Origin of the sequence: Roseimaritima sediminicola (assembly GCF_009618275.1) — a bacterium.
GTDB lineage: Bacteria > Planctomycetota > Planctomycetia > Pirellulales > Pirellulaceae > Roseimaritima > Roseimaritima sediminicola.
Genome location: NZ_WIAD01000037.1, coordinates 36994 through 58554 on the forward strand (window position 1 = coordinate 36994; position 21561 = coordinate 58554).

Consider the following 21561-nt stretch of genomic DNA (forward strand, 5'->3'; position numbering starts at 1 on the left):
AAGTCGTCTCAACACCGCCCCGCAACTTTCGGCGGAGCGAAAGGCGACCCTGCTATTTTGCTAGCAACTCCGACTGTTTGAAAGCGTTGTTTTTTGACTAGCCAGCTCGCACAACTGTGGTAGATTCGCATTCCACAGGAAGGTTTGACGCTTTTTCTAGTTTTCTAGTTTTTAGTTCGTCGTTGGTGATTGGTTTCCTAGAAGCCGGCTGTGCAGCAAGGAGGTCCACGATGAGGGGACATTCTGTCCGTCGCTCGAGTGCGCATCGATCTTTGGCCCACTTTCGTCCGCGACTGGAATCGTTGGAACGTCGCGTTCTTTTGGCGGCGGATTGGGGTTCTGCGGACGTCACTTTGGTGCCCGTCCTGGCCGACCAACCGGCCGGTTCGATCGCCCCGGCCGACGAAGCGATTCTGACCGCGTTCGATTCCAGTTACCCCGATGACGTGACGGTCCAACATCGCCAGCGGCTGTTCGTGAACGATCGTCCGGTGGCGGAGTTGGCGGTGGTCACCCGTTGGGAGGCGGCACCCGGACAGTCGGCGGCGGAGTTCGTGATCACCAGCTTTGATCCAGGTCGGTTGACTCGCCACACGCAAGCGATCGACAGTGTCAGCGACTTCGCCGACTTCAGCAGCTTCGCCGACATCGGCAGCTTCGGCAGCTTCAGCAGCTTCGGCGACCTCGCTGGCGAGCCCGCCGCGCCGGAGCATCCGACGATGGAGTCCGAACGGGTCGGCTCGGAGGTTCTGACCATCGGCAGCGGTTCACTGCAGGCGGTGCCGCTTACCCAGAGCGTGGCGACGCGCTATTCGCTCGCGCGCAACGAGGAATCCCTCGACTTTACCGTCCGCCAGTTGGCCGTAGCCGAATTACTGGAACCCGGAGCCGAAGCTGCGGCTGTCGTGGCGGCAGACCTGGACGACGGGGCCACCAAAGCCGCTGGCGTCTACGATGCCCTCGACGGGATCACCAGCGAGGACACGGAGGATCCTTGGTCCCAGACCGAACTGCCGCCGCGGGCCGGCGATCTACGGCCCATCGATGCACTGCCTCCGCTGTTTCCGTCCGCGGCCTGCCCCGTCCCCGCTCTGACTGTCGCCAGCGCGATCACCGCCCAGTCAGGCGATCGCTGCGAACTGCTGGATGCGGTTCAGGCGTACCGGTCATCTTCGCCCAATGGCGAAGCGGATGGACAGGCGGCCGGATCGGAAACGGACCCGCCGCGTTGGCTCTCGCAGGTGATGGTTCAAGTAACCAAAGCGGGCCGCGCCAGCCAGCTGCCACTGAACGAATGGATCGATGTCTTCGTGGGTAACCCGGTCGACCGGCTGAGCATGCTGAACGGCTTTGACATCTTTCAGGAGTTGCAACTGGACCGGCAGAGCGACCAAGCGGATCGCGACCCCCACAACGGACTGCTCACCCGGCTGCTACCCTGGAGCGTGTTGGTGACGGGCTTGAGCCTGTCGGCCATGGCCGTGCTGCGCAGCCACCGGCCGCGCCGCCGCCGGGTCGCTCACGACCGAATTTTCGCTAACGAGACGCTGCTGGCCGAGACGCTGGGCCTGTAGCGGCAGACCGTCGACTTTCGATGCGGCGGCGCAGTTCCAGCAGATCGGGGCTGTCCGGCGCAAAAGCATAAGCCTGGTCGTAGACCGCCGCAGCGGCGTCGTAGTCGCGCTCCTGAACCAGTATCCCGGCCAGGGCCAGATAAGCCGGTTCGAACCGCGGATCCAGTTCGATCGCGTGTCGCAGAAACTGTTTGGCCAAGGGTCGTTGGTCATGCTCCAAACAGACCAGCGACAGGTTGTAGGCGGGCCAGGAGAAGTCCGGACGCAGCCCCACGCAGATGCCGTAGTGAATCAGCGCCTCGTCGGATAAGCCCAGTTGCTGGCAGGCCATGGCCGTCCAGTAGTGGGCCCAGAACCGCGGTGGCGTCCCCGGCGGCCGCAGCGACACCGCCCGATCGAACCACCAATACGCCGCCTCGTAGTCGTCCTGCAGCGTACAAACCACTCCCACCAGATACGCCTCGAACGGATCGCTTACCTCCTCCGCCACCGGCAGTTCGAACTGCTCCACGTCCCAGGCCCCGCTGGCCGCGGCCGTCTCGCGCGTGCGAATCGAAGAGAGCGAACGGACGATCGCCAGCGACCGGTGCTCGCGGGGAAAACGCTCCAAAACCGTTTCCAGCTGCCGCTCGCTGGGATGCCGGCGCGAGGCCGACTGCAGTACCGAGACCAACAGCAACTCGCTGATGTTCTCGGCGACGGCCCGGCGGTCAGTCTCGTCGAGCGAGGCGAAGGGCGGCCGATCCTGCCACTCGGGGTGCTCGAGCACGCCGTAGGTCCGCAGCGCGTTCTCGATCAAGCCCGACCCGTCGGTCGGGCCGGCGGAGCGCTGGGTCGCCAAGCGGATCTGCCCGAATTGCCCGCGGAACTGCTGCAGTTCCAGCTGGTGGATTTGGGTGGACACTTCGGCCAACCGGCTGGTCGCCCGCCGCTTGGCATCCTCGGACCAGTACGGCAGCCACACGACCTGGGACAGCAGCGACTCGGCGCGCCCCAGACGCTCGGCTGCCCGCGATGCGCGGCCCTCGTCCAGCTGGGCTTCGGCTTGATCGGCCAACACTTGGCACTGCTGCAGCCGTGCGGACTCGCGCCACAGCACGGTGGCTGAGAGCAGCAGGACGGCCACCACCGCCGCTCCGATCACCGCCAGCGTCCGGCGGCGACGTCGACCCAGCTGCAGCGCGCGCTCGGCGAGACTAGGGTTTGCGGCGTAGCGATTCGGGCGTCCCTCGAGCCACCGGTGAAGATCTGTCGCCAGGGCGTCGGCATCCTGGTAGCGGCGGTTCGGGTCCGGCTGAAGAGCTTTGTCGACGATGGCCGCCAGCGCCGGTGTGACCCCGGCAATGGCTTTCAGCGGCGGCGGCCCGGACAACTGCCGGTCGGCCAACAACTGGGCGACTTGCTGCGACGACGAACCGCGCCGGATGGGTTGCCAGTGAACTTGACCGCAAAGCAATTCATACAGGACCACGGCCAGAGAATACACGTCCGAGCGCACATCGATCGCATCGCCCCCAGGCCGCACAGACTCGGGCCTCGCAGACTCGGGCCGCGCAGACTCGCCCATGCAGGCCTGCAGCGTCAGCAGGTGCTCCGGCGCCATATAGGGAACCGTGCCTCCCACGCTCGTCCGCCGCACCTCATCGCTCAGCGAAGCCACATTGAAATCGGTCAACAGCGGATTGCCCGCGGTATCGATCATGATGTTGGCCGGCTTGATATCGTGATGCAGCACGCCACGGCGATGCGCGTGATGCAGGGCCAGGGCCACAGTATGAATCAACCACACGGCGGTCCGAGCATGATCTCCAGCAGGCACCTGACGGGCCGCCGGTTCGTCGGCCACGCGAGCGTCGGCAAAGGGCTCGGGGATGCGAACATCGGCCGCCCACCGCTGGAACGCTTCGCTGGACCCCGACTCGCGGCCCTCGGCGGCCAACCAGCGGATCCAGCCCAGCAGGTTTTGGCCCGGCACGAACTGCATCGCCAACAGTTTGTCTTCGCCGAGAATCTGTTCGCGGTAGACGCGGACGATGTGCGGATGATTCAGCCGCGCCAACACCTGCCCTTCTTTGCCGCGAGCCCGCGAGACCTTCAGAGCCACGAACCGCGCCAGCGAAAGATCTTCGGCCAAGTAAACGCTGCCCTGCGCCCCCTGCCCTACCTTGCACACCAAGCGGAACTCGCCCAGCGTGCGGCCCGAAGAACCCGCCGGTGGTTGCCCAGGAGAATCGCATGCAATCGATTCGCCAGAGGCGACATGAGGGCGAGCGGCGTCGGGCGTATTGTGCGGTGGCGAAGCCGCCGCATCGCTACCGATCGACCGCGTCGTCGCGTCGTGAATCGAGGGGTCCGTCGACATGGGGCCCATCGGCATGAGGGCAAAGGAAAAGGGGCGAAGCGCACAGCTCCGATTATACGGCCGAGCAACCGCCGGGCGAGCGATCGCTGCTTCGCTTTGCGTATTCCGACCCCGCCAGCATTACCTCTCCCAAAACCGCTGGCCTCTCCCAGAACCGCTGGACTTATCAGATTGACACCCGTCCAAGCACACCCTAACATACCCCCAAGGTTGGCCGGTAAGAACGGGGGTGAACAAAGACACCCTCCCCACCTAAAGCTTTCCGCAGCCAAATGAAATGAATTCAATTCTCAGTCTGGTAGAAAGGAATCGGTATGCGACGCGCGCTCTACGTTCTGCTGTTCAGCCTCAGTTCCCTGGGGATCGCCCAAAACGCTTCGGCCGGCTTTGTGTTGTCCATGGAGCCGAACACTACCGAGTACACGCCGGGCACCCCGCTGTTGGTGGACATCCTCTTAACGTCCCCCACCGGTGGCGATCAACTCAGCGATTACTCGATCGACATCGTGCTTGGCTCGGACTTGGGAACCGCGGGCACGGACTTCTGGTTTGGTGAAGTAGACAATGCGTCGGATCTTGCGGTGAATAAGCAGGCGGCGTTGAACCCATTCTTCCTCACTTCGGGCTTGAGTAGTAAATCGGTGGAGGCCACCGCTCCCAATACCGAAGCTCTAAACATCAGTGCTGCGATGTTTTCAAAATTCGGTGAAACGGAACCGGCGAGTATTCCGACGAACGCTTCCGAAATCTTATTAGTGGGCCGGCTCGAAATCTTCACGACGCTTGGCGCGGGAGACCTATCACTAGGATTTGGGGATACCCTCAGCGTTAGAGATCAACAAATGGCGGCGAATGAAAAGGATGCTTCGTTGATCAGCACTAAGCCTGCCCCGATTCACGTTGCGAGAGCAGGTAGCGCCACAGCGGTTCCCGAGCCGACGTCGATTGGCATCCTATCCTTCCTCGGCTTATCGGGGCTCTTCCGGAACCCCCTACGGAAACTGCGGACACGCCGCCGGGCCGTCGCCTAAGCGCCACACGGCTAGAAACCGGCGTCTTTTCAAACCGCGCACGAGACGTTTGGACGGAAGCTTGTGCATCGCGTGGTAACCAAACGAAAACAGCCCGGCTGGTGAGAGCCGAGCTGTTCTGGATTTCGATGCGACTCTCGGCTGGGACAGCCGAGCTACTTCGATCAAGCGCTCTTGCTCATCGGAAACAGTTTGCGGTTTCCGGCGACGATCGTTTCGTCGATCGTGTACACGGTGCCCTCGGGTTGATCGGGCAACTCGTACATGATGTCCAGCATGATCTCTTCCAGGATGCCCCGCAGACCACGCGCTCCGACGCCTTTGTCGATGGCTTTCTGGGCCACCTTGTAAAGGGCTCCGTCGGTGAACTCCAGCTCGCACTTCTCCATCCGGAACAGGGCCTGATACTGCTTGGTCAGCGCGTTCTTGGGTTCCCGCATCACCTGGACCAGTCCGGCAGCGTCCAACGGCAGCAGGTTGCTGACCACCGGCAGACGGCCGACCAGTTCGGGAATCAAGCCGAATTCCAGGATGTCGTCGCTGCGCACCTGGCTCAACAGCGTGCTGACGTCCGAATCGTCGCACATGCTCGCACCGCCGCCGAAGCCCAGTTTGCGGTCGCCCAGGCGTTTGCGGATGATGTCCTCGATGCCGGTAAAGGTACCACCGCAGATGAACAGGATATTGCTGGTATCCATCTGGATGTACTGCTGCTCGGGATGCTTGCGTCCACCCTGGGGCGGAACATTCGCGACGGTTCCCTCGAGCATCTTCAGCAGGCTCTGCTGGACGCCCTCGCCGGAGACGTCCCGGGTGATCGAGACGTTGTTGCTGGTCTTGCCGATCTTGTCGACTTCGTCGATGTACAGGATCCCGCGCTGAGCGGCTTCGAGATCGAAATCGGCCGCGTGCAGCAGCTTCAGCAGCAGGTTCTCGACGTCTTCGCCCACGTATCCGGCTTCGGTCAGCGTGGTCGCATCGCCGATGGCAAAGGGCACGTTCAACATCCGCGCCATGGACCGAGCCAGCAGGGTTTTCCCGCTACCGGTCGGGCCGACCAACAGGATATTGCTCTTCTCGATTTCGACGTCCTGGGACCCTTCCCACTCGTTGTTCAGCCGTTTGTAGTGGTTGTGGACGGCCACCGCCAACACTTTCTTGGCCGTTTCCTGACCGATCACGTACTGGTCGAGGTGTTCGACGATGTCTCGCGGCGAAGCGATGTCTCCGAACAACGACTTGCTCGGGCCGCGACGACGCTGCTCCTGGTCCAGGATCGACTGGCACAGTTCGATGCACTCACCGCAGATATAGACGTCGCCCGGCCCCTCGACGAGGGGTCCGACGTCTCGATAGCTTTTACGACAAAACGAACAGAAAGCGTTCTTCTTAGTCGTTCCGCTACCACGGCGGGCGCTGGGAGTCTCTTTGGAAGGCATGCACGGCTCCTTGCTGTATATGTCAAACGCGACGCGGACGCGGCCCTGAGCCAAGCTCGATCATTACGTCGTAAGTCGGATTCGACAACGGACTGGGAAGGTCCACAGCTCGAATGCTTCCCGCAGCGTCCACCCCGGTGGAGGCATCACCGCTGAGCCAGTCAGCAGGTGACAACCGGAGCCATCGGAAGTTGCGGGTTCGGGGCATCCTTGTCCTCGAAAATCGAGCCAATCGTGGGTTGTTCAAAAGGTCTTTCTCCGAACCGACCGGGGTGACCGGCCGCCGCGGAGTCTTCAAGTATTCAAAACGGTGTCACCGACAAGCCGAAGCCTGTGCGATGAGCGGAACGCGGGATGCAGTGGTCGTCCTGACCACTATTGTAGGAACGATCGCGAAGGACTGTGAAAACAATCAGGCAATAAGACATAAATCGATAACGCCACCACAGTCGTTCGAGACCCTTCGCTTTCGAGTCGCCGCCACCCTGCACAGGGCGAGAGCGACCCACAAACGTCCGTCACCGAAAGGGTATTTCGGAATTCCGGACGGCCGATGTCAGCCTGCTAGGTCATTTCTCGTGACTTTGCTAGCGATTTAAACGCTCGTTCCCGGTCCTCGGCGGTGGAATCGCACCAGCTTGCCACACAAAAAAAGCTCCGCCGTCCGCGACACCTACGTCCGACAGCATGGCTGCAATCGACACGCCCGGACTGGCCGGTACACTCCGCTTGCTCACTGCCGAATCATACGCAGTGTCCGGTGGGAGGGTCCAGCGACTAGGAGCGAAAAAAGCGAAATTCGCGCCGCCAAAGCCTTGACGAACCGGCCATCAGTCGCTTGAGCCAGTGGCATAGGCTTCCAGCCTGTGAACAGTGGCATAGGCTTCCAGCCTGTGAGCAGTGGCATAGGCTTCCAGCCTGTGAACAGTGGCATAGGCTTCCAGCCTGTGGACAGTGGCATAGGCTTCCAGCCTGTGGACAGTGGCATAGGCTTCCAGCCTGTGAACAGTGACATAGGCTTCCAGCCTGTGGACAGTGGCATAGGCTTCCAGCCTGTGAGAGCCACGCGCCGTAGCCGAACTCGCCAGAGTTTGGACCCCCTGAGCCGTTTGGGCGAACGCCCCGGTTGCCGCGCGCCGTCTAGCTGACCCGCAGCCGAGCGCCCAGGATCATGGCCGGAACGACCAACAGAAAGATCGCCAGCGCCCAAGCCGGTCCGGCGGCCAGCAGCGCGATGGCGGCCGAAAAGGGGATCACCGTCAGCACGGCACTGCGGATCAACAGCGGCACGGACCAGGGCTGAGGATCAAAGATCGCCCGCACCCCGCGCGACAGCACCGACAGGGCGATCAATCCGATCAGCAGCGGAAAGCCGCGGTCGGGCGAGATGAACCACCGCGGATCGCCCACCGCCTGCGTGGGTGCCAGCGCCAACAACACCGCTCCGCCCATCGCCACAACCAGCCCGACCGGCAGCGTCGCACCGCGGCGCTGCTCGTCGGTGTCGGCTTCGTGCCGCGCCATCGTCGTGACGCCCATGATGTACACGCCCATCCCGGCGGCAAACGCCCACACGTGCGGCGGGGCGAAACCAGCCAGGTCCACAACCGGTCCGGCAATGGCCGCGCTCGCTCCGAGCAGGAAGCTTAACACGCGGCAACCGCCCATCAACAGCGGCGCGACGACCGTGCGCTTCAGCGGTCCGTCGTAGGCCACGATCATCGCGGCCAAGACCACGGCCACCGCCGCCGGGCGCCAAGACGCCACATACCCTTCGGCCGGAATCAAGCCGCTGATCCCGGCCAGCACCACGCCGCCGAGCAGCAAGCCCCAGCCGGCCCGCGAGGCGGCAGCGACCGAAATATCGCCGGCCGGCAGCGGCCGCTTGGGCCGCTCCACCCGGTCCTTCTCCACGTCGAAGACGTCGTTCAAGACCATCCCGGCCGAATACAACAGGATCCCAGCCAACACCACGACGACAAAGCGCGGCCAGGGCTCGGCCGTGCCGGCGACCAACAAGAAAGCGGCCGAGACGTCCGCGATGATCGTAAACGTGGCCGGCAGGCGAATGAGTTGAGCCCAGCGAATCCAAGAAGAAGACGACGACAAAGTCTGTGTTCCCATCGTGCGGTACCCAGCACGTCCAGGCAGGCAAGACGTCCGGTGGCTAGTGCATCCAGTACCCAGGGCGGGACTCGAACCCGCAAGGACGTAATCGTCCGGGGGATTTTAAGTCCCCTGTGTCTGCCAATTCCACCACCTGGGCCGGTGCCGCATAGACTAGCAAATCCAACACTCGGCGGGGAGCCGGCAACGCAGCCGCTGCGCAGCGGAAGGCGACAGCCCTCCGCCGAGAGACCCGGCGGTTGACACCGCCGCCAGGAGCTAAGCCGCCCGTCGGGCTGGTTCTGCGGCCCGAGTGATTGTTGCGGTGTGGTTTGTTTGGGTGCCGCTGCATGTCCACGCCCTGCTGTCCAGCAGACAGCCTACTCCTGGTTCCTAGTCCGCAGACCGGCGCAGCCACAGCACCCGACGTGCATTCGTTGCAGCCCACCGTCGCGATCTTCTTTCCCAGCTGATAGCGACTCGATGGACCTTTCGCATGGCCGCAAGGCCCGGGTGGCTCCGCTGGATCAAAGGGGTCGGCCTCTTTGATGGTCCATCCGGGATTCTCGTGGGTTCATCCCAACTGCGGGATTTTCTTAGGCATATCGGTGGTGTCCGAAGGGTGTGGTCTAACGGATCAAAAACGCTGGCGGCAGGTAATGCTTGCCGCCAGCCTGAGACACCACTGGGCGCACCTCGACCGCGATATCCCTGGCCGTGCCCGCGTCCCCGCAGAGCTTGCTTCCGTTTCTCGCGGCAACTTCAACGTAATGGATGAAGACACCACAGGCAAATCATTCGGACACCACCGCGGGTGCCTCCGAAAATCCACTATCCTTGGCTTTCCCACAACAAACCCGGAGGGCCTTTACTTTGTCGGGGATTTAGAATGACGAAAAAATTAATGACTGCCGCTGAGCTTATGGCCGAATTAGCGAACGATGCGGCGTACCAAAAAAAGCTGGACGAGAAGGAACGCGATAGGGCCAAAACGGAGTTGCAACTGCGAGAGGAAGAAGCGGAACTTTTGAGCGAGCTTCGCGAGACCGGAATGCAAGTGCGCTTGGATTGCATCCCGGGACAGAAGTATGTCGGACCACCACGTTCCATTTCTGATCTCGTGAATACCGAGTCACGTTATCCACAGGCAATTCCCGTTTTAGTTAGGCACCTAAGCAAGAATTACAGCCGACCAATCATGCAGTCAATTATCAGAGCGCTTACAACACCAGATTCAAAGGGTGTTGCGTTCGGTCAAATTGCCGACTTGTTTAGATCGACAGACGATAGTGAATCCGAAATGAAGTGGCTACTCGGTGCCGCTTTAGTTGAGGCTAGCACAAGCGAGAACGTGGACAAGGTCATCGAACTCGCGAACGATCCTTGTCATGGTCGTGGGCGTGAATATCTCCCGCTTGGACTTGTGAACGCTTCGAAACAGAAAGCGTTGCCAATTCTTGAGAGTTGGCAAAACGATGCGATACTCGCCGAGAATGCGAAGAAAGCAATTCCGCTACTACGGTAGAGGTCAGTATCACCGCGATTGGTGAATTCGAGATCGTGGAGATGCGAATCGAGGACTCTGAAACAAGCCGCGGCGGAGCGAGGTTCGGCGGTTCTAGAGGAAAGGGCTTCGCCGGGCATCGCGGTAGGGACGGCTGATTTTTGGCCTACGGAAGGTAGCGATCAACGAGCCGGCGCTTTGTTGCCTCGGTCCCGATCTCTTCAAGTCGGCGATGGGTTCGCCGCGGTGGGCAGAGAATCGAATCGCACGGACTTGGGTTCGGAGGGGACGCGAACCGGCGGTTGGCCGGACTGTCGGTTTTCTCAGCCACTCTGGGGACCATCCGCTAAGCCGCCCGTGGGACAATTCGCCGCACGTAACCGGGCCGACAAAACCTATACACCCAGGTATAGAGTTGCGGACCTGTCCAGGCTACCGGTTTCTTTCCGAGGACATCCCCCATGCTGGCTGACCCGCGTTCGCGTCCCGCAACCCGCCCGTCGCACGTGCGCTCGCGGAAGTCCTTCGACCACAGCCCGATGCTGTTGTTTTACGAGCTGACCCGGGCGTGCGACCTGGTCTGTCAACATTGCCGGGCGTGCGCTCAGAAGCGTCCCGCACCGGGGGAGCTGAGCACCGCCGAATCCAAACGCTTGATCGACCAACTGGGTGCCTTTCCGGAGCCGCCGATGTTGATTTTGACGGGCGGCGATCCCTTGAAGCGCGACGATATCTACGAACTGGTTCGGTACGCGGTCGTCGCGGGCAGTTTTGATCACAGCATTGCGGTGCTGAAAATCGCTCGAGAACTGGGCGTCGAAACGCAGATCAACACCACGCTTTCACCCGCCAACGTCGACCAGATCGAGCGGATGGGCGAGCGTTTCGGCGAACTGGGCATCGTGCTCTGGTCGGTGTTCTTTCTGATCCCCGTGGGCCGGGCGACCCGAATGGCGCGGCTGAACGCCGACGAGTGCGAGGCGGCCTTCGCGAGGTTGCACCGGCAAGCCGCTTCGCAGCCGTTCATGGTCAAGACGACCGAAGCGCCGCACTACCGGCGGCACGTGATCCAGAACACGCCCAAGCGTGCCGAAGCGGCGCCGCGGGGGTTCCTCCCGGCCGGTGTCAACGACGGCAAAGGCGTGATGTTCGTCAGTCACACCGGCGAGATCTTTCCGACGGGTTTCCTACCGATTCACTGCGGAAAGTTTCCCGAACAAAGCGTCGTCGATGTTTACCAACATTCCGCCACCTTCAAAATGCTCCGCGACAGCGACCAACTGCAAGGCAAATGAGGCGTGTGCCAATTCCGCAGCGTCTGCGGCGGTTCGCGGGCCCGAGCCTTCGGCGTGACCGGCAACCCGATGGCTGAAGAGCCCGACTGTCAATACCTTCCTCCCGCGTTTCAGGGATCCCCACCATGTCCTCCTGCCACCACACTAGACGCGTAGCCGTTATCGGCGGCGGCATCTCCGGCCTCGCCACCGCTCATGAACTTCGCAAGCTCGACCCGAACCTCGATGTCCAATTGTTCGAATACGGCGACCGGCTGGGCGGGGTGATCAAAACGACCGAGCAGAACGGTTTTTTAATCGAAGGGGCCGCCGACAACTTCATCACGACCTCGCCGACCGCTCTGGACCTGTGCCGGGATCTACACCGCCGATCCAACGCGGCTGAGCGTCGCGGCGACGATGCCACGGTTCCTGGAAATGGAACGCAAGTACGGCAGCCTGATTCGCGGGATGCGAGCCTCTCGCCGAACCCAAGCCAGTGGCCCGCAGAAGCACGGCGGTGCCCGGTACAGCCAATTCATGACGCTCCGAGGCGGGATGTCGCGTTTGATCGACGCGCCCCGGGACAGCCTGCCGGCCGAGTCCGTCCACCTGAATACGCCGATCACAAAGCTGACGAGGACCCATCGAGGGTGGTGCTTGGAAGACCGCGGTGGCCGCCGCCGGGTGGCCGATGCCGTGGTGATCGCCTCGCCGGCGCGTCATGCCGCCCCGATGCTGCGACGGCTGGACCCCCGCTTGGCGGACCAGCTGGCCAGCATCGAGTACGCCAGCTGTGCGGTCGTTTCGCTGGCTTTCCGGCGAGACCAAATCAAAGCTCCCTTGAACGCGTTTGGCTTTGTGGTCCCGCATGTGGAACGACGTTTTATCCTCTCCTGCAGTTTTTCCAGCGAAAAGTACGAAGGTCGCGCGCCCGGCGACACGGTGTTGATGCGCGTGTTCATCGGCGGCGCGATGCAGCAGAGCTTGCTTCGCATGCCCGACGAACAACTGCTGGAACTGGCGCACTGGGAAGTCGCCGACCTGCTGGACATCGACGGTGATCCGATCATGCGTCACTTGACCCGGCAGTTGCATGCGATGCCGCAATACCATGTCGGCCACACACGACGCATCGCCGAGATCACAGAACGGTTGGACGCGCATCCGACGCTGGCTCTGGCCGGCAGTTCCTTGACGGGAGTGGGCGTGCCAGGATGCATTGCCAGCGGCAAACAGGCGGCCGCGAGAGTGCTTGCCGGCCTACATCAATCGACCCCGACACCGCCGACGACAATGTCTTCACGACCGCCGTCCCCACCATCCCTGTCCCCACCATCCAATGCACGGGTTGTCTCGCCATGAGCTCCGCCACCGCCCACTCGCCAAACCTCGCCCACGTCGCAGCGAAGGTCAAGTTGCAACCGAAAGAACATGGGGCGTATGCGGTTGTCGGCATCCCTTTGATCACCGCCTTGATGATCGCAGGCCAAACACCGGCGGGACTCACGCTGGCGGGTCTGTCGATCGCCGTGGCGACGATCACCGGCTTCCTGGCCCACGAACCGCTGTTGGTGGCGTTCGGCCATCGGGGCTCGCGGGCCCAGCGGACGACACCCGCTGCGCTGCGACAACTCGGCTGGATGCTCGGCGTCACGCTGACCAGCGGAGTCCTTGCGGTTGCGGCCAGCGACGCGCCGGTACGCTGGGCATTGGTCGGTTGCGGCGCCGCAGCGGTCGTCGGTTTTGTCCTCGCCGCGGCCGGGCACCACCGCACGCTGGGCGGACAGTTGTGGGGATTGCTGGCGTTATCGGCGCCCTTTGTCCCGATTCTGCTAGCCAGCTCGCTGCCGCTCGCGACCGTGTTGGAAGCCTGGGGCACTTGGTTGCTCGGATTCACCGCGACGAATCAAGCCGTTCGCGGCGTGATCGCGGCCCAAAAGCGGCACCGTCGCACGCTGCCCTGGACCGTCGTGACGCTGCTTTCCCTGTTGGTCGTGGGGTCAACACTGAGCGGCTTTGCAATCCCGATCGTCACGCTGCCGATGTTGTTGATAACCTGGTATCTACTGATCGACCCGCCCCACGCCAAGCATCTTAAACGCCTCGGCTGGGCGTTGGTCCTCGGCACTGTCGCTACGGCGATCTGGATGGTGTGGATGCTCTAAACCGGCGCGCCTTCGTATCCTCTGGGGCCCGTTCGGCTCTGGGACTCGTTCGGCTCTGGGACTCGTTCGGCTCTGGGACTCGTTCGGCTCTGGGGCTGCGAAATGTTTTGAAGGAGGCGGGCGATGTTGCTATGGGCGACGAAGCCAGGACGGACAGGGCCGCGCGCCGCGCGGGTGTTTCGAATCCTTCGCGGCGGGAGAAGATGCTATCATGGCACCCGCTGTTGGATCCTTCCTCACGAGCTGATGCTTCGATGCGCTTCCTTTATCGTTACGAAAGAAAACAGCGCCGGACCGCGCTCACGTTACTGTTCAACGTGGTCCTGCTGTTCGGGATGTATGCGGCCGCTCGTCTATTGCTCGAACCGACCGACGCGACCGAACAACTATTCTTCTGGATGAACCTCGCGGTGCCGGTCGTTGCGCTAGGCCTGTTGGGGATGGCCGCACGCTTGTGGATTCAAAACGAGGCGTTTCGAATTTCCATTACCGCGGACCGCTTCGAGATCGTGGACCCGCTGTTCCCGAGCACTTCCTTCTCGGTGCCGGTGGACGAGATCCTCGAGATCCGCCAAACGCACTCCGCGCCCACCGGAATCAGCACCATCAAGATGCACATGCAGTCGGGCGAAAGCATTCAGCTTCTGAAGAACTACAACTACAGTCGCACCAAACTGTACGCCGCTTTGGCGGAGGCCAATCCTGACATCCGCTTGCCCCAAAGCGCGCATCGCTTCAAGTCGGTTTGAGGCAAGCCTGACAATAGAGGCTTCGCTCTCCTGCCGACCCTCCGGTGCTTTTGTTGGTTTGGGGAAACGCGAACCGGCGGTTGACCGCGTCGGTTGTTTCCGGCCGTACACCAGGCGGCGGCCGGTTCAGCCCAAACCGGGCACGCCCCAGCCCTCGCGGTAAGTGCGGCGGACCAGAGCGTTGGCTTCGGGGCTGCCCTCGAACCGCAACTGCTCGCGGTCCCAGTGCAGCCAGTCCGTGCCGACTCGATCGGCCATCGCCCCGACCAACACCGCCTCGGTCAAGGGGCCGCCGTGGGCGAACCCGCCACAGGGCTGCCGCCCCTGGAGGATCGCATCGACCCAGTCGTGGTAGTGGTCCTGCTTTGGCAAATGACTGGCGTCTGGGGTCACCGAGGGATGCTCCGCACTGATCACCACGGGCGAACCGCCGCGATAGTTTTTGAAGATCGTGCCGCGTTCACCGATCCAGCACGTTCCCGATTCGGGCAACTGGTCGACTCCGGCCGGCAACGGGATCCGGCTCGCATCGGGCCGCAGGTCGCCATCGTGCCAGGTCAGTTTGACCGTTTCGCCGGCCGTCATGTCGGTGCCGGGAAAGATCAGTTCGACCTTCCGCCGCTTGCCCCACAGCGGGCCGGTGGTAATCGGAGTCACCTGCCGGACGCGAAGCGGCGCGGTCAGCTTCAAGGCATCGAAACTGGTGTCGAAATGGTGGCAGCCCATGTCGCCCATCTCGCCGACGCCGAACCCGTACCAGGCCCGCCAGGTTTGGGGATGGTAAGTGTTGGCAAAATAGGGCCGCGGCGTCTGCACGCCCAGCCACAGATCCCAGTCCAAGGATTTGGGCACGGGATCGCCCGCGCCGCGGATGTCCGTATTCTTCGGCCACCAGCTGAGCGGCTTGTTCTCCCACAGGATCACCTCTTTGATCTTGCCGATCACGCCGCTGCGGAGCAGTTCGACGGTGTGCCGGTTCTGCACGCTGGAGCGACCTTGATTACCCAGCTGGGTGACGACGCCGGCCTTGGCCGCTTCCTCGGTGATCACCCGGCACTCGTGCAGCGTGGTCGCCATCGGCTTTTGCAAGTACACGTGCTTGTGGTCGCGGATCGCCGTAACGGCCGGGGCGGCGTGCATGTGATCGGGAGTCCCGATCGTGACCGCATCGAACTTGTCGGCGCGTTCGGCCAGCATTTCCCGCCAGTCGCGATGCTGGGAGGCGTCCGGATACTTCTTCGCCGCCGCACCGAGATAATTCGAATCGACGTCGCACAGGGCGGTGATCTGAACCTGCCCGTGGGACGCGACACTGTCCATCGTCCGGCCGCCCATCGCACCGACACCGATGCTGGCGACCTGCAAGCGACTGTTCAGCGAAGCGCCGCGGACAAACGCCGGGCAAGCGATCGCACCTACCGCAGCGGCTGCGGTGGTGCTCTTGAGCAATTGACGCCGAGAGAGCGACGTCTTGCCAGTGGCCTGAGGGCTTGGGGAATCGTTCTTCATGCTTGGCTCCTGCGGAAAGTCGATGTTGATTCGGCAAGATTGTACTCTGCCACAGGCATCGCGACCGCGAGCACCTGCCAGATCCTGCCAGCTTGCCGTGCCTTCGCGCTCGCAACTAGCGGGCGTCGAGGCTCAGGTCGATCTTGTTATCGCCTTCGGTAACGGTCGCCTTCAGCGGCGTCCGCTCGACACTGTTGTAGATCTCCGGCAGGAGGTTCTTCGGTGCCGCCGGTTCGCGGCTCGCTCCCGGATCGGTGTAGTCGCTGGGCATCTCTTCCATCTCGTCATCACCGACGGAACTGACGACCTCGGTCGCCACGAGTTCCTCAGTCGGTTCGAACTTGAAGACTCGCACCTTGTACTCGCCGGGGACCGCGCCGTCGTTGGATTCGAAAGTGGTCAGTTGGAAGTTGCCCGAGGCATCGGTTCTGCCGACCGAGCTTTGGTTCGTATCGAGCGAAACGAACGAGACGGTCGCATCGGCGACCGGTTTGCCATCCTGAGTAAGCGTCCCGATCACGGGATAGGTTGGCGGGTTGCCGGGGCCGCCACAACCGACCTGGGCCAGCAGCGCCAAGCCGAGCGTGGAAGCCGCACACAGGGACCGGAACGACAAAGGATGAAACGCCAAAGGATTTCGCGAGCGCATGGTGAACCTATGAAAGATATGAGTTGGGGTAATTGTGGCGGAGCAAAAGCAGACTCAGACGCGACTACCCGTGGCAAGCGCGTCTGAGGTGTGAAATACCGAGAACCGGACTGCAACCGAAAACCGGACCGGAGGCAGCGGGTCGCCTACGGAGTCACTTCGCCGCCCGACTTGGACCCCATGGCTCCCCAGGCGCCGTAGACGCTGGGCCCTTGGTCGGGTTGACCGATGCCCAGGTTGCCGGTGTCGATCGTTTCGGTGATGAAGCGAACCGAGCCGTCGGCCATGACACCATTGACGCCGCCGGGGTGGCGACTGGATGGCGGTAGAATGATCTCGTCCTGGTCGCCCCAGGAGCCGTTCTCGGCACACGCCGGACCGTTGGGAGGCAGGACGGTGTTGATCCCGATGTAGGCCGGCTGGCCGTCCTGCCAGTAGCGTCCCCAGCGGCAGTTCACGGTGGTTCCGTCGGCGAAATAGTTTCCGGAAACCACGGTGTAACAAAGGTTCGGTGCGTCGGTGACCCCGGCGATCGGCGTCGCCAAGCCACGCTTGATTTCCACTTGGCGGGGACCGACGGCAATCGGGTTTTGACCACTTGGCATGCCTTCGTTGCACAGCCGTTCGCTCATCATCAACGTGTTGGACAAGCCGTCGGTGACCTCGCGGAAGCTGACGCCTTTGTTGCCGGCTTGGAACATCCCGCGAGCCGAACTGTCGTCACGAATGTTCTTCATCTGGTCACCCATGACGAAGCCGATGGAGTTGCGGCGGCCGCCGCTTTGAATTCCCGAATCGGAAGGACAGCGGACGAAATCCGGCGAGGTGTTCCAGGGGGCCCATCCCTTCCAGCCTTCAGGACCTTCGGCAGGGGTGCCGTTGCGAACCTGTTGCCACTGGTTGTTCGCTTCCAGGAAAGGCAGCAAGGAGATGAAACCGCTGCGCCGGCCGCGATTCACCGAGGTGCCGCCCTTGCGATAGACCAACGACCCGTGCGTATCGTGGTAGTTGTGCAGGGCCAGCCCCATCTGCTTGAAGTTGTTCGAACATTGCATCCGCCGCGCCGCTTCACGGGCCGCTTGCACCGCCGGCAACAGCAGCCCCACAAGCACACCGATGATCGCGATCACGACCAACAATTCGACCAGCGTAAAGCCACGCCGGAACTCAGTTCTTCTGTACATCGCTGAAAGCCCCTAAGTGAAGGTGGGAACGATTGAGGAGGAAAGTGGGCGAAAGAAAATGCCCCGCCCGGAGGGACCGCATAACGGTTTTCAAGGCCCCATACTAGTCCCAACTGGGACGACTTCAACACCCTCAGCCAGTTCGGGGGGTAGGCGCGACCTGCCCTGCGGATGAACGTGGCCCGGCCGTCGATGGCGTTGCAAGCGATGTGTAAACCCAATCAATACCGCAATAGCGCTGCGACGTGACCCGCCTTCGACAGGGGCTCGATCGGGTCGACAAAGTCGAGCGCGGCGCTGGTCAGTTCCAAGTGCCGAGCCAAGGTGTCGATGTAGTCGACGTCGAACACGTCGCCGGAACCGCAACCAGGGCACTTGTCGACCGATTCTCCGGTAACGTCCTCGCATTGCCGACACTTGGTAGCTTGGGTTCGCAGGTCACGACTGGCGATGGCCGTTTCCACGCGGCCGATCTTCGCGGCGGCAAGCGTTTCTTTTGGCCCCAAGCAACCGCGTCCGTCGGACAGGGCGGCGCCCTGAATGCGTTTCCACAGATCCTTCTCGTCGCGTCGTTCTTGAGCGAAATAATCTTCGTAGGCGACTTCGACCAACTCATCTTCGGGTCGGTCGAGATCGAAGGCTTCTCGCCCCACGACCAACTCTCCGATGCGCTCCGGGAGTTGGCTTTCGATCGCTTGCATGGTCTCTTCCGAACCGGCCAACACAATGCGGCGGATATCGAGTTCACGAATCAACGACTCGAGCTCTCCGGCAACCTCGTCCCCGTAATGCTCCAGCTGGTTGTCACGCCGTCGTTCGTAGCGCTGCTGCGACCAGCCGCCTTTGCGAACGTGATTTTTGATGCCGCCTTTGATCGCCGACTCGGCTTCGGCGGCTTCGTTCGTGACGGTGAAAATGCGCGTTCGATCGTTGTCGCAGGCGAGCAACAAGAACGTCTCGTACTCGTCCTGCAGTTCGGCCAGCGGCCGGATGAAGGGCGCGGGCCCGAAGGTCAGACGATTGGGGACTTCCATCGCGATCGGATACATTCGGCAGATGTCCAGCACGGCGCTGCTGATCGCGCAGACGCCGACCGCGTCGGAGACGTCGTTGTCTTCGAGCAGCGAGCGGAGGTTCGAGAGACTGGCTTCAAAGTTTTCCAGTTCCAGCGCGTCGTCGACCAGATCTCGAATCTGTTTCTCGCGGTGAGACAGCTGGGACAGTCCGTCGGCGCCGCGAAAGTAAGCGGTCAGGACATCGCGACCGTTGCCCCGGATCTCGGACAATTCGCGAAGGTCGATTTGTTGTAGTGTCACTTGGTGTTTCCTGGGGCCGTGGGGTGTTTCTATTCCTTAGCCGTTTGGGCGTTCGCCCCGGTTCAACACGGCAACCGTGGCTGCTGCCTCCACGGTTGCCATGCCGAAAAACTCCGGCCTGCTCAGCTGGTCGTCGCCGAGCCTTGACGATCGATCTTCTCTTCCACGCGAACCGCGTGGTCTTCGGGCTCGATGCCCGAGCCGTACATGGCCGCGTAGGTCTGCGTGGCTTCGGCCCCGAGCAACACGATCAGCGACGTGTAGTAGACCCAGACCAACAGCACGGCCAATGACGCGGCGGCCGAACCGAGCTGGGCACCGGGCTCGGCGAATTGAAAGTACCACTGCATCGCGTAACGGCCGACCAGGAACAGCACCATCGTGATGGCCGCTCCCACGCCAACGTCCCGCCACTGGACCTTGGCGTCCGGCATGAATTTAAAAATCGCTGCGAAGACGACGAATACAACCAACGCCTGGACGACGAAATTAATTATCTTGGCGGTCACACCAGACATGCCGATCATCGAACCGATTTGATCGCCGACCCCGGTCAGAACGGTGGAGACAACCAGGGAGATGATCAGCAGGAACGCGAGTCCCAAGATCATCCCCAGGGAAAAAATCCGCTTCCAAATTACCGTCATGATGCCGGACTGTTCCGGGTCAGGTTTGACTTCCCACGCTTGGTTCAAGGACGCCTGCAGAGCCGCGACCACCCCGGTCGCACCGACGATCATCCCGGCCAGGCTGACCAGCGACTTCCACCATGCGCCGCCGGATTGCTGTTGATTGTCAAGGATACCGGCGATCTCGTCGCTGATCTCTTGGTTGCCGATCATTGCGGCGGCCTGTTTTTCGATCGTCTGCTCAGCCCGCTCTTCGGCCTGCTTGCTGTCGTAGACGGTCGACATACCAAGGGTCAGCACCGTCAGCAGCAGAAACAGCAGCGGCGGCAGGGCAAAGGCCGTGTAGTAGGCAAGCGCCGCGGCAAGCGTGGTGCAGTTGTCCTCGGCAAAGTCACTGAAAGTCCGCTTTAAAAACTGCATAGCTCTGCGATGGTAGTCTGGAAGGAAGATAGCTCGAGTCGTCGCAAGGGCTTGGCCAAGCCCTCGGGCCTGACAAAGCCCTCGAATGACCGTGATGCAAACTTCGTTCCAAAAACCGAATGGTTTCAGAACGCAGCAGAGCCTTTCTTCGGAGCGTCGCCTTCGTGGAGTCACGGGCGCCGGTCTTCACAGGCTGGAAGCCTATGCCACTGCGAGGCTAGTCTTCTTGCAGCGAGGCGGCGATGAGTTGTTCGTCGTTGCGGGCGTAGATCACGCCGTCGGCGATCGCGGGGTGCGACCAGGTGACGCCGCCGCGGCGCGGCAGCTGGATCTTGGTCGGTGACAACAACTGCGTGCGAGCCACTTCGCTGTAACCGCTGGGCGAGACCCGCCCGAAGATCAGTTCGCCCTGGTCGTTCAGCATGATCAGCCGCGAACCGTCGTGGATCGTATGGACCGTCGCCCAGCGAGCTCGCGGTACCACGGCGTCGCTTTCCCAGACCCGATCTCCCGTGGCGATCTCCAAACACCGCAGCTCGCCGTAGCTGTCCGTGCCGTAGACGTAGTCGCCTTGCAGAAACGGCGAGCTGATCATGCAGTGCAGCGCGTCGGTGTTCTGCTCGTCGCGACCGATGCGGTGCCACATCCTCGTCGCAGCCGGACGGTCGCTGTCCAGGCGAATCATCATGGCGCCATCGTAGAACGAGGACACGAACAGGTGCTCGCCATCGGTGACCGGCGTGGCCACGTTGATGGGCATGTTCCGCGGTTTCAGCGGAATGCTCCAGAACACCTCGCCGGTTTGCGGATCCAGCCCACTGACGCTCGCACCGGTCCAGCATACGACGACGTCTTGGCCGCCTTGGCGGATCAGGATCGGTGCGGAATAACCCGCCGGCTCATCCAGCGACGACCAGACGGTCTCGCCGCTTTGCAGATCCATCGCGATCACACAAGCCGCCCCCTTGCCGCCGGCGATCTGAATCACTTTGTCTTGAACCACCAGCGGTGCTCCGGCGATGCCCCAGATCGGCATTTGGATGTCCAGCTCGCTGGCCAAATCTCGCCGCCAGAGCACCTCACCGGTTTCGACGTCCAAGCAGTGAAAGTGCCCCATCGCCCCGACGGCCAGGGCTCGATCGTCGTGCACCGTCACCGAAGCTCGCGGGCCGGCTTTGTAGCCGATCGTATAGACCGCTTCGTAAACCTGCGTCCACAACGTTTCGCCGGTGTCCGCATCGAAGCACAGGATGCGTTCGAATTGCTGCGCCCCGTCGGCTTGCCGGTCGGTCAGAAAAACACGCCCGTCGACGACGGCCGGACCGCTGTAGCCCGGCCCCACCGGCACCGTCCAACGACGTGGCAGCGCGTCGCCGGGCAACGTCTGCATCAGCCCCGGTTCGTGGATCACGCCGTCGCGATTCAGCCCCCGCCACTGCGGCCAATCGTCGGCATCGCAGACGGCGACCGAGGCAACCAGAACGCAGCAGGTGAGCAAGCGGCAAGCAAGGGTGCAGGTTCTCATCGATCGGGCTCGGCGGTTGGAGAGGCGGTCGGCGCAGCTGGATTATAGTGGCGCGGAAGCTGAAGTCGCCAGCGCTGCAGTCCAGGCTTCAGCCGTGCCGGTGTGCCGGTCGCGATCGCCTA

16 protein-coding genes, 1 tRNA gene and 1 pseudogene are annotated in these 21561 nt (G+C 62.3%); 8 read left to right on the top strand and 10 right to left on the bottom strand.

Features of this window, described 5'->3' with window-relative positions; genetic code table 11:
* The first annotated feature begins 230 nt into the window (after positions 1–230).
* Positions 231–1574, top strand: coding sequence for a hypothetical protein (locus GE027_RS16410; RefSeq protein ID WP_153558300.1), 1344 nt, complete (start codon positions 231–233; stop codon positions 1572–1574).
* On the opposite strand, the gene GE027_RS16415 is transcribed toward GE027_RS16410, so the two are convergent.
* The gene (locus tag GE027_RS16415) at positions 1537–3936 is read right to left on the bottom strand and encodes a serine/threonine-protein kinase (RefSeq protein WP_162006770.1); all 2400 of its coding nucleotides are present in this window, start codon (positions 3934–3936) and stop codon (positions 1537–1539) included. The genes GE027_RS16410 and GE027_RS16415 overlap by 38 nt on opposite strands.
* Before the next feature lie 314 nt (positions 3937–4250).
* Between GE027_RS16415 and GE027_RS16420 the strand changes: the two genes are divergently transcribed.
* Positions 4251–4967 (top strand): hypothetical protein, encoded by a 717-nt coding sequence (locus GE027_RS16420; RefSeq protein WP_153558302.1) that lies wholly within the window; start codon positions 4251–4253, stop codon positions 4965–4967.
* Positions 4968–5131: 164 nt separating this feature from the next.
* Here the strand turns inward: GE027_RS16420 and clpX are convergent, their stop codons facing one another.
* From clpX to GE027_RS16435, 3 genes are all read right to left on the bottom strand, one after another.
* Positions 5132–6406, bottom strand: a complete 1275-nt coding sequence (gene clpX / locus GE027_RS16425; protein ID WP_153558303.1) for an ATP-dependent Clp protease ATP-binding subunit ClpX — start codon at positions 6404–6406, stop codon at positions 5132–5134.
* 1140 nt (positions 6407–7546) lie between these two features.
* Positions 7547–8530, bottom strand: coding sequence for a UbiA family prenyltransferase (locus tag GE027_RS16430; protein WP_153558304.1), 984 nt, complete (start codon positions 8528–8530; stop codon positions 7547–7549).
* A 56-nt stretch (positions 8531–8586) separates the two neighbouring features.
* Positions 8587–8672 (bottom strand) — tRNA-Leu (locus GE027_RS16435).
* Between the two features lie 729 nt (positions 8673–9401).
* Here GE027_RS16435 and GE027_RS16440 point away from each other — a divergent pair.
* The 6 genes and pseudogenes from GE027_RS16440 to GE027_RS16460 all read left to right on the top strand — a co-directional run bounded on the left by GE027_RS16440 (position 9402) and on the right by GE027_RS16460 (position 14207).
* Positions 9402–10037 (top strand): hypothetical protein, encoded by a 636-nt coding sequence (locus tag GE027_RS16440; RefSeq protein WP_153558305.1) that lies wholly within the window; start codon positions 9402–9404, stop codon positions 10035–10037.
* Between the two features lie 440 nt (positions 10038–10477).
* Positions 10478–11311 carry a 4Fe-4S cluster-binding domain-containing protein gene (locus tag GE027_RS16445; protein ID WP_237607588.1) on the top strand — a complete coding sequence of 278 codons (834 nt, stop codon included), beginning with the start codon at positions 10478–10480 and terminating at the stop codon, positions 11309–11311.
* Between the two features lie 125 nt (positions 11312–11436).
* Positions 11437–11652: pseudogene (locus GE027_RS23455) on the top strand (FAD-dependent oxidoreductase); the annotation flags it as partial.
* A gap of 40 nt (positions 11653–11692) precedes the next feature.
* On the top strand, positions 11693–12655 hold the full coding sequence (hemG, locus tag GE027_RS16450; protein WP_237607590.1) for a protoporphyrinogen oxidase: 963 nt from the start codon (positions 11693–11695) through the stop codon (positions 12653–12655).
* A complete protein-coding gene (locus tag GE027_RS16455; RefSeq protein WP_153558306.1) occupies positions 12652–13458 on the top strand; it encodes a YwiC-like family protein in 807 nt (268 codons plus the stop codon). Before hemG ends, GE027_RS16455 begins: the two co-directional genes overlap by 4 nt.
* Before the next feature lie 131 nt (positions 13459–13589).
* On the top strand, positions 13590–14207 hold the full coding sequence (locus tag GE027_RS16460; RefSeq protein WP_237607589.1) for a hypothetical protein: 618 nt from the start codon (positions 13590–13592) through the stop codon (positions 14205–14207).
* Positions 14208–14333: 126 nt separating this feature from the next.
* Here GE027_RS16460 and GE027_RS16465 read toward each other — a convergent pair whose 3' ends face one another.
* From GE027_RS16465 to GE027_RS16490, 6 genes are all read right to left on the bottom strand, one after another.
* Positions 14334–15716: a Gfo/Idh/MocA family protein gene (locus tag GE027_RS16465; RefSeq protein WP_153558307.1), complete on the bottom strand. Its 1383-nt coding sequence runs from the start codon at positions 15714–15716 to the stop codon at positions 14334–14336.
* Between the two features lie 115 nt (positions 15717–15831).
* Positions 15832–16365: a carboxypeptidase-like regulatory domain-containing protein gene (locus GE027_RS16470; RefSeq protein WP_153558308.1), complete on the bottom strand. Its 534-nt coding sequence runs from the start codon at positions 16363–16365 to the stop codon at positions 15832–15834.
* A gap of 146 nt (positions 16366–16511) precedes the next feature.
* Positions 16512–17549: a DUF1559 domain-containing protein gene (locus tag GE027_RS16475; protein ID WP_153558309.1), complete on the bottom strand. Its 1038-nt coding sequence runs from the start codon at positions 17547–17549 to the stop codon at positions 16512–16514.
* Between the two features lie 221 nt (positions 17550–17770).
* A complete protein-coding gene (locus GE027_RS16480; RefSeq protein ID WP_153558310.1) occupies positions 17771–18865 on the bottom strand; it encodes a baeRF10 domain-containing protein in 1095 nt (364 codons plus the stop codon).
* A gap of 122 nt (positions 18866–18987) precedes the next feature.
* A complete protein-coding gene (locus GE027_RS16485; protein WP_153558311.1) occupies positions 18988–19914 on the bottom strand; it encodes a YihY/virulence factor BrkB family protein in 927 nt (308 codons plus the stop codon).
* A 217-nt stretch (positions 19915–20131) separates the two neighbouring features.
* Positions 20132–21439 (bottom strand): PQQ-binding-like beta-propeller repeat protein, encoded by a 1308-nt coding sequence (locus tag GE027_RS16490; RefSeq protein WP_153558312.1) that lies wholly within the window; start codon positions 21437–21439, stop codon positions 20132–20134.
* Positions 21440–21561: the final 122 nt, after the last annotated feature.

What these genes read in the sequence shown, in the direction of transcription:
- GE027_RS16410 (WP_153558300.1), top strand. Translation starts at nt 231, where the DNA reads ATGAGGGGACATTCTGTCCGTCGCTCGAGTGCGCATCGATCTTTGGCC.
- GE027_RS16415 (WP_162006770.1), bottom strand. Translation starts at nt 3,936, where the DNA reads ATGTCGACGGACCCCTCGATTCACGACGCGACGACGCGGTCGATCGGT.
- GE027_RS16420 (WP_153558302.1), top strand. Translation starts at nt 4,251, where the DNA reads ATGCGACGCGCGCTCTACGTTCTGCTGTTCAGCCTCAGTTCCCTGGGG.
- clpX (WP_153558303.1), bottom strand. Translation starts at nt 6,406, where the DNA reads ATGCCTTCCAAAGAGACTCCCAGCGCCCGCCGTGGTAGCGGAACGACT.
- GE027_RS16430 (WP_153558304.1), bottom strand. Translation starts at nt 8,530, where the DNA reads ATGGGAACACAGACTTTGTCGTCGTCTTCTTCTTGGATTCGCTGGGCT.
- GE027_RS16440 (WP_153558305.1), top strand. Translation starts at nt 9,402, where the DNA reads ATGACGAAAAAATTAATGACTGCCGCTGAGCTTATGGCCGAATTAGCG.
- GE027_RS16445 (WP_237607588.1), top strand. Translation starts at nt 10,478, where the DNA reads ATGCTGGCTGACCCGCGTTCGCGTCCCGCAACCCGCCCGTCGCACGTG.
- GE027_RS16455 (WP_153558306.1), top strand. Translation starts at nt 12,652, where the DNA reads ATGAGCTCCGCCACCGCCCACTCGCCAAACCTCGCCCACGTCGCAGCG.
- GE027_RS16460 (WP_237607589.1), top strand. Translation starts at nt 13,590, where the DNA reads ATGGGCGACGAAGCCAGGACGGACAGGGCCGCGCGCCGCGCGGGTGTT.
- GE027_RS16465 (WP_153558307.1), bottom strand. Translation starts at nt 15,716, where the DNA reads ATGAAGAACGATTCCCCAAGCCCTCAGGCCACTGGCAAGACGTCGCTC.
- GE027_RS16470 (WP_153558308.1), bottom strand. Translation starts at nt 16,365, where the DNA reads ATGCGCTCGCGAAATCCTTTGGCGTTTCATCCTTTGTCGTTCCGGTCC.
- GE027_RS16475 (WP_153558309.1), bottom strand. Translation starts at nt 17,549, where the DNA reads ATGTACAGAAGAACTGAGTTCCGGCGTGGCTTTACGCTGGTCGAATTG.
- GE027_RS16485 (WP_153558311.1), bottom strand. Translation starts at nt 19,914, where the DNA reads ATGCAGTTTTTAAAGCGGACTTTCAGTGACTTTGCCGAGGACAACTGC.
- GE027_RS16490 (WP_153558312.1), bottom strand. Translation starts at nt 21,439, where the DNA reads ATGAGAACCTGCACCCTTGCTTGCCGCTTGCTCACCTGCTGCGTTCTG.